The sequence below is a fragment of the Pseudoalteromonas sp. JSTW genome (assembly GCF_013423925.1).
In the GTDB taxonomy this organism is placed as follows: Bacteria; Pseudomonadota; Gammaproteobacteria; order Enterobacterales; family Alteromonadaceae; genus Pseudoalteromonas; species Pseudoalteromonas lipolytica.
In genome coordinates this window covers 312,681-327,461 of record NZ_CP058973.1, presented here as the reverse complement: position 1 = coordinate 327,461, position 14,781 = coordinate 312,681, and the positions used below count along the sequence as shown (strand labels likewise).

The following is a 14,781-nucleotide window of genomic DNA, read 5'->3' as shown; positions in this document are numbered from 1 at the left end:
GCTCCCTTTTTTCTCACAGATAAAAAGGATTGATTATGACAACCCTCCTTACGCGGTGCTTAATTGGCATTGCCACACTCTCCGTTAGCCAACTAAGTCATGCCGGGTCAAACGAAACTATTTGGGTGACTATTGATGCGCTTGCAGCAGAGCACTTTAAAAAAGAGACAATGAGTCAACGTAAGCAAGATAACAATTTTGCCATGCAACCATCAACGCTAAACCAAGTAAATTTTATGCGCTTGAATAAGCAAGAGATCGCTGGGTTAAGTGAGTTCATGCATGATAATTACCATCGATGTGGTGGTTTTGTTGCTCATGATTCATTAGCAGACGCCGAGCTTTACACTCAACAGTTAAAGGGTGTTTCGCAGTTAGCTGCGAGCTCAAGTTTAGTTAATTATAGTCTTGATAATGCCGCTACAGTCAACGCGCTACTTTCATCTATTAACAGCAGTGAGCTCACTGATACCGTTAACAGCATGATGAACTTTCATAATCGATACTACTCGGCACAAAGTGGTGTTGATGCTGCCCAGTGGTTAAAAGGGCATTGGCAACAAATAGCCAGTAGTCGTAGCGATATCAGTGTTGATTATTTTAGCCATAGTTTTTCACAATCGTCGGTGATTGTAACGATACCCGGTGCAGAAAAAGCGAACGAAATAGTAATCATCGGTGGCCATTTAGATTCAATTAATCAGTCAAACCCAAGTAATGGTAGGGCTCCTGGCGCAGATGATAATGCATCGGGTATTGCCGTGCTCACCCAAGCGCTTAAAGCGATAGTCGAGAATAACTATCAGCCACAACGAACCATTCAAATTATGGGCTTTGCTGCTGAAGAAGTTGGGCTTAGAGGCTCAAAAGAAATAGCTGCCAATTACAAAGCACAAGGGAAAAATGTGGTAGGCATGGTGCAATTTGACATGACCGGTAATCATGGCAGTAGCACCGACATTGTTATGATGACAGACTATACAAACGCAGCACAAAACCAGTATTTATCACAGCTTTTAGATGCGTATCAACCAAACGTTAGTTACGGGTTTGACCAATGTGGTTATGGTTGTTCAGATCATGCGTCGTGGTATCAACAAGGTTTTGCTGCTTCAATGCCTTTTGAATCGCGTATGAGTGATATTAACCCGCTGATTCATACCTCCAACGATTTACAGTTTGACCCACAACATGCCAGTAAATTTGCAAAACTTGCCGTGAGTTATTTGGCTGAGATAGCTAAAAATGCCGGAGATGTTGTTCAAGAGCCAAGTAATGAACTTGAAAATGGCATTGCCACAACGAACATTGCAGGGGCAGCCAAAGAACAGTTATTTTTTACCCTTGAAGTACCCGCAATGAGCAGTAATCTTGAGTTTGTTACTCAAGGTGGCACGGGGGATGCCGACTTATATATAAAATTTGGCAGCAAACCAACATTGCAAGATTTTGACTGTAAGAGTACAACATCATCAAGTAACGAGCGTTGTTTAATATCGAGCATTAAAGCAGGCACTTATCATGTGATGGTTGAAGCTTGGAATGAAATTTCAGGTGTCTCCCTAACGGGTCGTTTCAACGAGACGGGGAGTGGCAGTAGTATCGACCGTACAGAAAGTAATATTAGTGTCGGTGCTGGAAGTTGGCAACGCTTTACACAGCAAATACCGGCTGGTTTGAGTCGTTTAACCGTGGCAACTTCAGGTGGCAGCGGTGATGCCGACTTGTATGTGAATTATGGCTCAGCTTCCACAGCTTCAAATTATCAGTGTCGCCCCTATAAAAATGGCAACGAAGAAACATGCCAAATTGATAACCCGCAAAGTGGTACTTGGTACATAGATATACAGGGATACCGTGCTGCGTCGGGAATAACGTTAACGATTCAAGCACAGTAATCGTCCTTTTTGCTAATGAGGAAGCCCGCCTTCCTCATTTAGTCTTGCCCTTGGCAAGTCAGTTACGTAAAATCTGGCCATCACTTTTAATCTATTGGCGAAGTTTATCAAACAACTTTTCAGTGCCACTGGCCCTCTTGCGCTTTCTCTTGATGGATACACACCTCGACAGCCACAAATTGATATGGCTGTTGCGGTTGATGACGCCTTGCAAAAACGTCATCAATTAGTGGTTGAGGCAGGAACGGGGACGGGTAAAACTTATGCTTACTTGGCTCCTGCATTAAAATCAAAAGGTAAGACAATTATTTCTACTGGGTCAAAAGCCCTGCAAGAGCAGTTGTTTCATCGTGATTTGCCAAACTTAGTAAAAGCATTAAGCGCGACAAAAAAAGTGGCCTTGTTAAAAGGCCGTGCAAACTATTTATGTACATATCGGTTAAGTCAGCATGTAGCGCACGTGCCAACAGATGACCCGGATGTCATGCATCAATTAGCAATGGTCGCAAAATTTGCCAGCGAAACACGTTCTGGCGATTTAGCCGATTGTATTGGTATTGAAGAAGATGCAAAAGTGCTGCCCTATGTCAGTTCAACGGCCGATAATTGCTTAGGGAAAGAGTGCCCTGACTTTCAAGATTGTTATATACGTAAAGCACGATTAAATGCGATGGAAGCGGATGTTGTGGTGATTAATCACCACTTATTCTTCGCTGATATGGCGGTAAAAGACACCGGTTTTGCTGAATTAATGCCAACAGCCGATGCCTATATTTTTGATGAAGCACACCAATTAAGTGAGATTGCCAGTGATTACTTTGGTGAAAGTGTCAGTACAAAAAAGCTGGTGGATTTAATTAATGATCTGCGGGCAATTTACCGTGCCGATATCCCTGATATGTTGCAGTTGGGTAAAACGCTCAATAAACTAGAAACCAGTGTGGCTGACTTACGCTTGCAGTTTGGTATTGATGGCAGTCGCGGAGATTGGCGAGAAAAGCTGGCCGATAAAGATATCTGCGCGGCACTGCATCGGGTGATAAGCGATCTCGACTTTTTATATCAAGTACTAAAACTATGCTTAGATCGCAGTGAAAAAATAGAGCACCCCTTTGAACGCACGTTGGCCTTTAAAGGGCAGCTTGAACGCGTATTCGATACAGCACAAACAGGTTATAGCTATTGGTACGAAACCACGCGTCGCTATTTAACGGTGAACATTACGCCGCTGAACGTGTCGGCAAAATTTGCACAGATGATGAAAGACACTGGGGCTGGATTTGTTTTTACCTCAGCCACGTTGTCGGTAGATAATGATCTTGGCCACTTTAACGCCAGCCTTGGTTTAAAACCCGCGCAAAGCATGATAGTTGAAAGCCCATTTGACTATGAACAACAGGCCTTGCTGTGTTTACCTCGCTATTTACCTGAGTCGCACGCTAACAACATGCCACATGCCATTATTAAGTTAACGCTTGAGCTTATTAAATCAGCCAAAGGGCGTTGCTTTGTACTGTTTACAAGTTACCGTATGATGCATTTGGTGGCGGAAGGGTTAACCACACAATTAGATTACCCGGTGTACATGCAAGGGCAAATGTCAAAACGCATTATTCTTGAAAAATTCACTCGCCACGGTAATGCTGTTTTACTTGGCACTGCCTCTTTTTGGGAAGGGGTGGATGTTAGAGGCAGTACATTAAGTTGTGTTATTATTGATAAATTGCCGTTTGCTGCACCAGACGACCCCCTGCTTCAAGCGCGCATGCAAGATTGCCAACTGCAAGGTAAAGACCCTTTTGCGCATATTCAATTACCTCAAGCGGTAATTGCCCTGAAGCAAGGAGTAGGGCGCCTTATTCGTGATAACAAAGATAAAGGTGTATTGGTTATTTGTGATAATCGATTAGTGACACGCCAATACGGCCAAGTATTTTTAAAAAGTTTGCCACCTATGCGACGTACGCGTGATTTAGCAATGGCAAACGCCTTTTTAGAACAGATCAATTAGAGTAACGTAGATGATTAAACAAAATATTCTTGCCCTCGATGCATCAACAGAAGCCTTATCAATTGTGCTTCATTATCAAGGGCAAACATTTCATCATTTTGAAGAGTGCCCGCAACAGCACAGTCAAAAAATCTTGCCTTTAATTGATGGATTATTAACCAAAGCGCAGTGTAAATTAACGCAGTTAGACGTGATTGGTTTTGGTCAAGGTCCCGGCAGTTTTACGGGGGTACGTATCAGCGTAGCCATCGCGCAAGGTTTGGCCTATGCGGCCAAATTACCGCTTGTGGGTGTATCAACGCTGCAAATGATGGCTCAGCAAGCACATGAACAACATCATGTTTCAGATGTGCTCTCAGCAATTGATGCACGTATGGGGGAAATATACTTTGCTCAATATCAAGCAAATGAGCACGGTTTAATGACACTTGTGAATGAAGAACAAGTGATTAAACCAGAACTACTTACCCTGCCAGATAACTCAGCAACGGCGGTAGGTACAGGCTGGAAAACGTACCCAGAACTTGTCAGTGATATGGCAAATATAAGCGTAAGTCCAGACATTTTATTGCCTGATGCTCAGTACATGTTAGCATCGGTTGCCAGTGCCTTTGAAAAAGGTGATACGGTAAGTGCTGCAAATGCTCAACCTAAATATGTGCGAGATACCGTAACGTGGAAAAAGCTTCCCGGGCGTGAATAACGAGAACATGTTGACCTTTCATAATTAAAATGTGTTCACGCTAGAAGGGATTTAATCGCGGTGCGAGGTTTGTTACCTAGTGCGCTGAGTAATAACCGAGCTAAGTAATAATTGATCTGAGTAATAATCGAGCAAACCTGCCATGTGCTGCTCAGCCTCTCATCTATATTATGTAGGCAACCAAGAGTTAATCGCCCCTAGGAAGAACCCGAAGGGCAGCGTATGTTTGGTATGTATACTGCGTTATAGCCTATTTATGGGTAATAACCACACCCTAAACTTGCAGCGTTGGCATTTATGACACATAATTTAAGCATCTTTAAATTGGGATTAAGACCTTGACGTTAGCGATTGGCTCAGGCTTTTTCACTGGCGATATACCGGGTCAGTATAGCCGTAAAAATACCGTAACTGATGCGCCTAAGGCGATATCAGACCAATCGGCTGAGCAAAAATCGTCAACGGAATACGTTAAAACGAGCCCTCAAGGTGTTGCGCTCGCAGCCGAATTTAAAACAGAGTCACAAAACTATCAGCAAACCATTTACGATAAGCCAAATAACCCGAAAATTAGCCGTGCTATTTCGACGTATACCGAGTTTGCTAATTTAGAGCGACGTGCTGAGGTGCAAAGCCTGATAGGTGTAGATGTGTACGCTTAATGTGAAAACGATAAACATAAAAAAGCCTAAACACTTGTTTAGGCTTTTTTTGTTTAAAACGATTACTGTTTAATAAAATCAATCAATTTATCAGCAATGTCTGTGTTGTTTTGCGAACCGTAAAAGTCTTTTGCGCGCTGACCGTAAGCAAAAACTTGTACGTCAATAGCCGTATGACCACCCGTTGTCCAGCCAGTAAAACTAGCGTGGTTAATAATATCTTTTACAGCAAGGAGTAACGCTTTATCACCCATTTTTTTAGCTTGCTCAAGTTTGATACTATTTTCTTCGGTAAATTCAATATTAGTATAACGTTGCCATACTGACTTTAAGTCGTCAGCTTTTTGTAACTCATCAGTAATGGTACCCGCCGTTGCTTTAACACCTTTAACGACTTCTGTTTCCCACTTATATTGACCGTGAGCACCCAGAGTTAAACCACCTGTTGAGTGATCAGCTGTGATGACAAGTAACGTGTCTGGGTTTTTATCAACATACGCTTTTGCCTGTTCAATAGACTTTGCAAAGTCGTCCATTTCACCCATTGCACACGCGATATCGTTCGCATGACCACACCAATCAATTTGACTGCCTTCGATCATGACAAAGAACCCTTTATCATTTTGACCATCAAGTAAATCAAGCGCTTTAGATGTCATTTGTGTTAAACGTGTTGGGTTTTCGTCCAGCGCAAACGGTAAACCGACTTCGGCAAATAAACCCAGAGCAGGTATTTGCTTTATCTCATTAAGGGCTGCAAAGTCATCACTGTACTGATAACCAGCCGATTTAAACTCTTCTACAAGATTGCGATCATCACGTACATAGTATTTCGTACCGCCACCTAACATAAGATCGACGGGTAATTTACCGGCGATTTTATTATCAATATAGTCGTTAGCAATTTCGTCATAGTTACGACGAGATTCATTGTGCGCTGCAAAACTCGCAGGTGTTGCATGATTAATTTGTGACGTTGCCACAAGAGCCGTTGTCATGCCACGCTCTTTAGCTATTTCGAGCATTGTTTTGACTGGCTTTTTGTCAGTATCAACGGCGATAGCGCCATTATAACTTTTTCGTCCACTGCTTAACGCTGTTGCGCCCGCTGCACTGTCTGTTACATAAGTATGGTCATCAGGGTAAGTGTGCGCCATACCACGTAAAATAGTATCGAATACAGTTGGGTCTACAACTTTGGTGTTTGGATCATCTTTAAAGTAACGATAAGCGGTGGTATATGCAGGGCCCATTCCATCACCAATCATATAAATGATATTTTTTGGTGCAGATTCAGCCATTACTGAACTTGCTGAGCATAATAATGCTAAAAGACTTAATTTAAATTTCATTGATGTAACCTTATTATTGTGCCCTTATTTATACTGCCGAGATTATTGTATACTAGCCAGACGATAAATAAACGCCTTTAAGTTGAAACGTTTAAAAAATAGGAGCAAGTGTGCAGCCTTTTTCTTATCAAACTGGCGATAAAACCTTGCATGGCCTAACCTTTGGTCATGGTGAAGAGGTTGTGATTGCTTTACACGGATGGCTAGATAACGCAAATAGTTACCTACCTATGCTACATAATGCGACCTTAAACCACACATGGTATTGCGTTGATTTTCCGGGGCACGGCTTATCAGATTGGCGTAATAAAGATGCACATTACTACTTTATAGATTACATTGATGATATCTATATGTTACTTGCGACACTCAATGTGGATCGTGTTCACTTAGTTGGTCATTCGATGGGAGCGATGGTTGCAGGCGTTTTCGCAAGTTGCTTTCCAGAAAAAGTGGCCTCGGTCAATTTTATAGAAGGGATAGGCTGTGTGACTACACCCAGTTCAGATACAGCGAGTCAACTTCGAAAAGCAATTTTGAACCGGGCACGTGTAAACTCTAAACAGCCACGCGCATTTGAGTCAAAGGCGCACATTATTAGTGCAAGACTCGCCAGTGGTGATTTAGCGTACCCGCACGCTGCGCTCCTCATGGAGCGTAATTGTTATGAAAAGGGTGGTAAGTGGTACTTGAGAACCGATCCTAAGCTTAAAAATCATTCAGGGTTTCGTTTTAATGAGGCACAATGTGAAGCAACAATTAAACTCATTAAGGCCCCATGCCAGCTTATAATGGGCGATAAAGGATTTGAGTTCGTAAAACAAAACTTAGATGCTTATGGTAAATATTACAAGGAGTTAAAAATTCATCAGATACCAGGCGGTCACCATTGCCATATGCAAAGTCCTGCATTAACCTTAGAACACATTCATGCATTTATTAGGCACGATAAAGCAAGTTAATTGTATAATTGCACCAAATATGGGATTATCTGCACCATTAGAGTATTTACTCCATTGTGAAACGGCCTTAGTTAGATTAAGGTTATTAAAAAATATAATTATAAACAGGAGCTAAGAGTGGAAAAAATCTGGCTTAAGCGCTACCCAGAAGGTATGCCTGAAACAATCGACCCTGAGCATTATCACTCGTTACTCGACTTGTTTGAAAAAAGTTTTGCTGACTATAGTGACCTTCCAGCCTTTACTAACATGGGTAAAGTGTTGACCTACAGCGAAATCGACAGTGCAACAAAACGTGTTGCGTCGTATATTCAAAATGATCTTGGTCTAAAAAAAGGCGATAAAGTAGCGGTAATGATGCCTAACTTACTGCAAACGCCGGTAACAATTTTAGGTATTCTTCGCGCTGGTTGTGTAGTGGTTAATGTCAATCCACTTTACACGGTTCGTGAATTAGAGCATCAGTTAAATGACTCTGAGTCATCTGCAATATTTATTCTTGCTAATTTTGCTGACACCCTCGAAAAAGCATTACCAAAAACGAACGTCAAACACATTGTGGTCACACAAGTGGGCGACATGGTTGGCGGCCTCAAAAAGCATATCGTTAACTTTGTTGTTAAATATATCAAAAAAATGGTGCCAAGTTACTCACTCCCAAATGTAATCAAATTTTCTGATGCGCTTGCGGGTGATGAAGCAACCTATAAAAAGCCAGATGTCGATCTTAACGACTTAGCATTCTTACAATACACAGGTGGAACAACCGGTGTGTCAAAAGGGGCTATGTTATCGCACGGTAATATGGTTGGTAACCTTGAACAAGTATCAGGTTGTTTAGATAATGTTTTAGAGCGCGGTAAAGAAGTGGTTATTACAGCACTGCCGCTTTATCACATCTTTGCACTGACAGCTAACTGTTTAACCTTCATGAAATATGGTGGCTTAAACGTGCTGATCACAAACCCACGTGATATGCCTGGTTTCGTCAAAGAGTTAGCGCAACATAAATTTACAGCCGTGACGGGTGTAAATACGTTGTTTAATGGTTTATTGAATACTCCGGGATTTGCTGAACTTGATTTCTCAAGTTTAAAAATGTCATTAGGCGGTGGTATGGCGGTGCAACGTCCTGTTGCAGAAAAATGGCAAGCTGTCACAAAAACTAAATTGATGGAAGGCTATGGCCTAACTGAGTGTGCGCCACTTGTTACAGTGAGTCCATACGATCTAGACAGCTACAATGGCTCAATTGGTTTACCTGCGCCAAGCACTGATATTAAGCTAATGCTTGAAAACGGTGAAGAAGCAGCAAAAGGTGAACCCGGCGAACTATGGGTTAAAGGCCCACAAGTTATGCTCGGTTATTATAATCGCCCAGATGCCACAGCTGAGTGCTTAAAAGATGGCTGGTTTGCAACAGGTGATATTGCGACATACGATGATGAAGGTTTCTTCTATATTGTGGATCGTAAGAAAGACATGATCATTGTGTCGGGCTTTAATGTATTCCCAAATGAGATTGAAGAAGTGGTTGCAATGCACGAAGGTGTGCTTGAAGTCGCAGCAATCGGTATCCCGCATGAAGTAAGTGGTGAACAAGTTAAAGTTTTTGTCGTGAAAAAAGATCAATCTTTAACTGAAAAAGATATAATAAAACACTGTCGTGATAATTTAACGAACTATAAGGTGCCTAAACTGGTTGAGTTTAGGGATGAATTACCAAAAACAAACGTTGGTAAGATTCTGAGAAGAGCCTTAAAGGACGAAAAATAATAAGAGCCGGCATTAGCCGGCTTTTTTTATGGTAATTGATATTTAAAGGGGTATAAGTGCAATACCAAGTGATCGAAACGCAAAACCAATTAAATGATTTTGTAGAACAAATTACAGGCAAGTCTGTGCTTGCTATTGATACCGAATTTATGCGCCGTCGCACCTTGTACCCAGAGGTCGCACTTATTCAAGTTTTTGATGGTGAGCACTTAGCGCTAATCGATCCATTGGCAGAGTTGTCGCTTTATGATTTTTGGCAAGTGCTTAAAAACCCAGATGTTTTAAAGGTATTGCACTCTCCGTCAGAAGATATTGAGGTGTTTCAAAAGTACGCGGGTTTTGTTCCAACCCCCTTGTTTGATACCCAGTTTGCACTGCAAATTTTAGGGCATGGCAACTGCATGGGGTTCGCCCACATGGTCAAAGAATTACTTGATATCGAAATAGATAAAAGCGAATCAAGAACAAACTGGCTACAACGCCCATTAACCAAAAAACAGCTAGATTACGCAGCAGCCGATACTTTTCATTTATTACCTTGTTTCGAAATAATTAAAAAGCAAATTGATGAAGCTGGCTTTTTTGATATCGTCATTAGTGAAAGTGAGTTGGTTGCGCAAAAACGGGCTTATCAAACGCCTTATGATCAGCTTTATAAAGATATTAAAAATGCATGGCAATTACGTCCTCATGACTTAGCTGTATTACGAGAGCTTGCTGCATGGCGCCGTGAAAAAGCTGAGCGAAAAAACCTCGCGCTTAACTTTGTAGTGAAAGAGCACAATATGGTTGAAATTGCCAAACGTAAACCCGCAAGCTTAAACTCTTTACGCCGTGTACCGGGTATTGAGCCGATGGAAGTAAATCGTTCGGGGGTTGAAATATTACAGTGCATCGAGCGAGGAAAAGCGATTGACGTTAGTGAGCATCCGCAGCAATTAAAGCGTCTTATTGATTTTCCAGCTTATAAAAAGGCGGCGAAAGATATTAAGCAAAAGATCACTAAAGTAGCAAAAGAGCAGGGTATTCCAGAAGATGTTTTAGCGTCTAAAAAGCAAATTAACCAATTAATAAGTTGGAACTGGAAGCTCGATGCACAAGAGCGTAAAGCCAGTTCAAAACCCGATTTATTAAACTCGTGGCGTTACGAATTGGTTAAAGACACCCTTAAAGAATGGGATAACTAAGAGCCCACTCTTTAAACAGAGCCTGACTGTGGTTTGACTATATTTTTCACTAAATAGTCAAACCACCTGGTGGCTGCTTCTATAAAGTGCATTAAAATTCAATGTCTTAAATACATCCTCTAAATACTATGATTTAATAAATATAAGCATGGTGCGTTTTCACAACATGTTTTAATTAAAGCATCTTTCCTTTGCTTAAGCGGTTAGAGCAGTTTTCTGTGTTTACTTTTTTCGTGTAACCAATCTAATAAATTGGAATTATAGCGTTTTAGTCCTTGTGTTTGCCGTGACGTTAACGTGTAGAAGGGGGCAAAAAGAAAGAACCTATCACCAAACATAATGACACAGTGAAAACCACATTTTGAATAGTGACGGAGCAATTTGACCCGACTGGCTTCAATGTGAAAGTTGCCGAACATAGAACGATAAAATACGCCATGATGGCATATTGTTAATTCACTTTTGGAGCTAATAACTAAGACGATAATTATTGCAGATATGCAAACGGTTGTTAGCAACGTTAATTGATAAATGAGATACTTTTCAGGTAAATATTCTAAAAGAATCAACAGGGTAAATAGTATAAAAGCGAGTATTAATAACACGCTTTTCTCTGAATTTTTCTTCAGCGTTAGGACTTTCATGCTCTATCCTTGAGATGTTTTTCTTTATATTACGATCCTTGTAATATATGACAACCAGCCTAAAAGAGGGTATTTTGTCCCTTTTTTGATTATATTGTATTATTTAATATGAAGTTCCTTTTTTGAATCAGTATGTAACATAATGCGGTTTAAATTTATTGGGTGAAGAAATTAACGAGAATTTTACCGATTATATGCTGAATAACGCTCGTTATTTTTCTATATAACGTCATTAGCAGGGATTTACATCCCCACTAAAATTTTATCTAAGTTCTTTTTCGATTTTGCCACACTTTGCAGTGGCGTTAACCCCTCAGGGTATTCCTCTTGCTCAAGCACTAACCATTGGGTATTACCATCTGTTTCTAAAGTGTCGATGATTTCTGGCCAATCTATGCTGTTTTCACCAATAATGGGGCTGAGTATGCTGCCATTCTTAGTACGAACTTTTATGTGTGTTGAGAGCGTTCGCTTGGGGTATTTTTTTATGAAATAAAGAGGGTCTTTACCCGCGTAATTAACCCAGCCAATGTCTAGTTGTAATGGCATGCTATTGGGGGTGTTGCTAGCGATATAATCCCAAAATGTTGCGTTATTAAATGCATTAAACTCTTTATTATGATTGTGAAAACCGATCTTCATATTATAGCGGCTTGCATAATTACTGACTTTAGTCAGCTCTTTAACCAATGATTTAACGCCTTCTGGGTGCCATGCTCGCTCATCCCAAGGGACATACAGTGTTGTTACCCCAAGTGTTTTGTAAAAAAGGAGTGTGCTATCAATATTGCTTTCATTGAGTGCTTCAAAGCCAACGTGAGCGCTACTGGCAAGTAAGCCCAATTCAGTTAGTTTTGCTTTGAGGGCGGCAGGGTTATCACTGTAAGGGCCAAAGTCTGCGGCAAACTCAACGCCATCAAAGCCCATTTCAGAGAGTGATTTTAAAGTATTATGGAAATCTTTTTTAAGGGAGTCCTTAACCGACCATAATTGCACACTGACTGGAATAGTCGCCAATAACTGACTGCTAAATACAAAGCAAATTAAAAATAATAAATAACGAGAGTTAAACATATTTAAATCCTAAAAAAGCAGGGGATTTAACCCCCTGCATTGCAGTGTGTTATAAAACAACACAAGGGGGGAAGCTAATCGGTATAGGCGTATTCGCTCAAGCCTAGGTCTACTAAAACCTGATCTAAATGCGCTTTTGCCTCGTCAGACGGTCCCGGATAATCGCCTGCAATAGGCACATTTCCTAAGTAGCCAATGTCTTTACAGCCCTCAGGCGTGCAGAAGAAAGCGGCTAACACCAACTCTTTAAAGCGTAAAAATGCTTTACCAATACGTTGAAATTGGGCAGGTGTTTGTTCATTAAAATAAGCAATATCATCTAAAATTGCGCGATGCTGTTGCTCACTTAATCCGGTAAATGGCTTCTTAAAGCGCAACTTAGATTCGTCGTTTATCCACGCAAGTGAATTTAAAATTTTAATGCGGTCACGTTGTTGTCCTTCATAAGGTGCGCTAACCCATTCATTGATAACCGCCGGTACGTGCAACTCACTTGCCGATGGAATAGTGCCTTCGCGCGGCACAATGTAATCGGATAATAACGCCACTAAGGTTATTTCGTCCGCCGTTAATGTCAATGGCCATGGTGATTGTGGTGGGATCACTAAATTGGGATCTTGGCCATAACCTTTTGCGGTAATAGGTTTAATATCTAAGTCCGGCCAATGCCCCTCAGTTGAGGATGCTGCACCGATTTCAAGTGCTTTTGTACACCCTGCGGTTAGCCCGACCGCTGAGCCTGCGGCTAATAAGCCTAGCCACTTTAAAGAGTCTCGTCGACTCATTCCTGAAACATAGTTATAGGTTTCGTGTTCGTTACGATGATGCATAATTAAAGTACCCCGTTATCAATTTGTTGAGCAAGCCAAGTTGAATTACGCATTGCCAGCGTCATGATGGTTAGCGTACAGTTTTTATGTGGGTTTGAGGCAAACACCCCTGCATCCATGACGAACAAGTTATTACAATCCCACGTTTGACCCCATTGATTAGTCACAGAGTCTTTCTTTGAGCTGCCCATGCGTGTGGTACCTACCTCATGGATAATCTCGCCACCTTTTGAAATAGCTTTTTCGGCAGGCGGGAGTTCACCAACCTCTGCGCCCATGTTTTCAAGGATTTGTTTGGCCGTTTTTAAGCCATGCTCAATTTGCTTTAATTCACGATCAGACCACTTAAAGTGGAATTTCGAAACCGGAATACCCCATTTATCTTTAACGTTTTCGTCAATTTCCATGTAAGTATCTTTATTTGGTAACATTTCACCGCGTAGCGCAAATCCTACATAAGAGCCGTACGCATCGCGAATTTGTTGTTTTAAGGCGGGGCCATATCCTTGTTTATCGCCAGACACACCTGAACCAGGTTGTCTGAAGCCGCCACCAATTTCAAAGTGATAACCACGTGGGAAATCTAACTCATTGTTAGCTTGAGCTTGATGACCCCACCAAGGAATGAATAAGTGGTTTGCGGTATGACCATCTTCGTTATAACGCGGGCGGCCTTTTAGTGCTGGAATCTGTGCTCCTAGCCATGCACCTGTTGAATCCATTAGGTTACGACCAACCTGACCACTCGAATTAGCAAGACCTTTAGGGTGTGTTTTGTGTTTAGAGTTTAATAAAATACGCGCTGATTCGCAGGCACTGGCCGCAAGAATTACCACATCAGCTTCAAGAGCGTGCTCTGTGACCGTTTTCTTATCAACATAGGTTACACCCGTTACTTTACCTTGATCATTAACAGCCACCGATTTTACCATTGCATCAGTAATCACTTTTAAATTACCCGTTGCTTTTGCCATAGGTAACAGCGATGTTGTTGTTTGGAATGCGGCACCAATTGAGCAACCAGAGCCACATGGTGTTGCATAGAAGCATGCTAAACGGTCGTCTTTTGGACGGGTTAAAACCGCACGATGCATTGGCACAGCTTGAATGCCCAATTTCTTTGCAGAAGCAGCAATTAATAACTCTGGTACGCGGGGTTTTGGTGGTGGCTGCAAAATACCCGGCGATGAATCTGGCATATCTTCATGGCCAGTGTTAGTGCCACACACCCCAACGAGCTCTTCAGTTTTGTCGTACCAAGGTGCTAAGTCGGCATACTCGAAAGGCCAGTCCGCACCGTGACCATCACGGCTTTTACCTTTAAAGTCGTGCTCACTAAAACGCAGCGAGTAGCGACCCCAGTGATTAGTCCGGCCGCCTAACATGCGAGCGCGCCACCAATAAAAGTCGCTGCCTTTTGCACTGGTGTATGGCTCATCGGGTACTTGCCAACCGCCATCGACCGTTGCATCGTAGAAACCAAAGTTTTTATCTTTGTTGCCTGCCCCCATTAATGGAGCCTCGCTATTGCGGCGAAACATTGGGCTTTCGGTTTTTGGATCATAATGTCGACCTGCTTCTAACAGCAGTACTTTATGACCTAGTTTTGTAAGTGTGTAAGCAGCCATTGCACCACCTGCACCAGAGCCAACAACCAATACCTTATGTTTAAATTCAGACAT

11 protein-coding genes are annotated in these 14,781 nt (G+C 41.7%); 7 read left to right on the top strand and 4 right to left on the bottom strand.

All coding sequences use genetic code 11. The features are described 5' to 3' along the window. Positions 1–35: 35 nt before the first annotated feature. The 4 genes from GZH31_RS17785 to GZH31_RS17770 all read left to right on the top strand — a co-directional run bounded on the left by GZH31_RS17785 (position 36) and on the right by GZH31_RS17770 (position 5,274). Entirely contained in the window at positions 36–1,898 is a 1,863-nt protein-coding gene (locus GZH31_RS17785; RefSeq protein ID WP_180311880.1) for a M28 family metallopeptidase, read from the top strand. A gap of 94 nt (positions 1,899–1,992) precedes the next feature. Then, positions 1,993–3,909, top strand: coding sequence for an ATP-dependent DNA helicase (locus GZH31_RS17780; protein WP_036971947.1), 1,917 nt, complete (start codon positions 1,993–1,995; stop codon positions 3,907–3,909). A gap of 10 nt (positions 3,910–3,919) precedes the next feature. Beyond that, the gene (tsaB, locus tag GZH31_RS17775) at positions 3,920–4,612 is read left to right on the top strand and encodes a tRNA (adenosine(37)-N6)-threonylcarbamoyltransferase complex dimerization subunit type 1 TsaB (protein WP_180311879.1); all 693 of its coding nucleotides are present in this window, start codon (positions 3,920–3,922) and stop codon (positions 4,610–4,612) included. Positions 4,613–4,950: 338 nt separating this feature from the next. Next, positions 4,951–5,274 (top strand): hypothetical protein, encoded by a 324-nt coding sequence (locus tag GZH31_RS17770; protein ID WP_180311878.1) that lies wholly within the window; start codon positions 4,951–4,953, stop codon positions 5,272–5,274. Positions 5,275–5,336: 62 nt separating this feature from the next. Here the strand turns inward: GZH31_RS17770 and GZH31_RS17765 are convergent, their stop codons facing one another. Then, positions 5,337–6,626, bottom strand: a complete 1,290-nt coding sequence (locus GZH31_RS17765; protein ID WP_180311877.1) for an alkaline phosphatase — start codon at positions 6,624–6,626, stop codon at positions 5,337–5,339. A 110-nt stretch (positions 6,627–6,736) separates the two neighbouring features. Between GZH31_RS17765 and GZH31_RS17760 the strand changes: the two genes are divergently transcribed. The 3 genes from GZH31_RS17760 to rnd all read left to right on the top strand — a co-directional run bounded on the left by GZH31_RS17760 (position 6,737) and on the right by rnd (position 10,551). Then, positions 6,737–7,588 carry an alpha/beta fold hydrolase gene (locus GZH31_RS17760; protein ID WP_036971941.1) on the top strand — a complete coding sequence of 284 codons (852 nt, stop codon included), beginning with the start codon at positions 6,737–6,739 and terminating at the stop codon, positions 7,586–7,588. Between the two features lie 117 nt (positions 7,589–7,705). After that, a complete protein-coding gene (fadD, locus tag GZH31_RS17755; RefSeq protein WP_036971940.1) occupies positions 7,706–9,364 on the top strand; it encodes a long-chain-fatty-acid--CoA ligase FadD in 1,659 nt (552 codons plus the stop codon). Positions 9,365–9,420: 56 nt separating this feature from the next. Then, a complete protein-coding gene (gene rnd / locus GZH31_RS17750; protein WP_065979054.1) occupies positions 9,421–10,551 on the top strand; it encodes a ribonuclease D in 1,131 nt (376 codons plus the stop codon). Between the two features lie 887 nt (positions 10,552–11,438). On the opposite strand, the gene GZH31_RS17745 is transcribed toward rnd, so the two are convergent. The 3 genes from GZH31_RS17745 to GZH31_RS17735 all read right to left on the bottom strand — a co-directional run bounded on the left by GZH31_RS17745 (position 11,439) and on the right by GZH31_RS17735 (position 14,781). Continuing rightward, positions 11,439–12,269 (bottom strand): sugar phosphate isomerase/epimerase, encoded by an 831-nt coding sequence (locus tag GZH31_RS17745; RefSeq protein WP_180311876.1) that lies wholly within the window; start codon positions 12,267–12,269, stop codon positions 11,439–11,441. Between the two features lie 74 nt (positions 12,270–12,343). Beyond that, entirely contained in the window at positions 12,344–13,099 is a 756-nt protein-coding gene (locus GZH31_RS17740) for a gluconate 2-dehydrogenase subunit 3 family protein (protein WP_065979057.1), read from the bottom strand. A gap of 2 nt (positions 13,100–13,101) precedes the next feature. After that, complete coding sequence (locus tag GZH31_RS17735) at positions 13,102–14,781, bottom strand: GMC family oxidoreductase (protein WP_036971935.1); 1,680 nt, start codon at positions 14,779–14,781, stop codon at positions 13,102–13,104.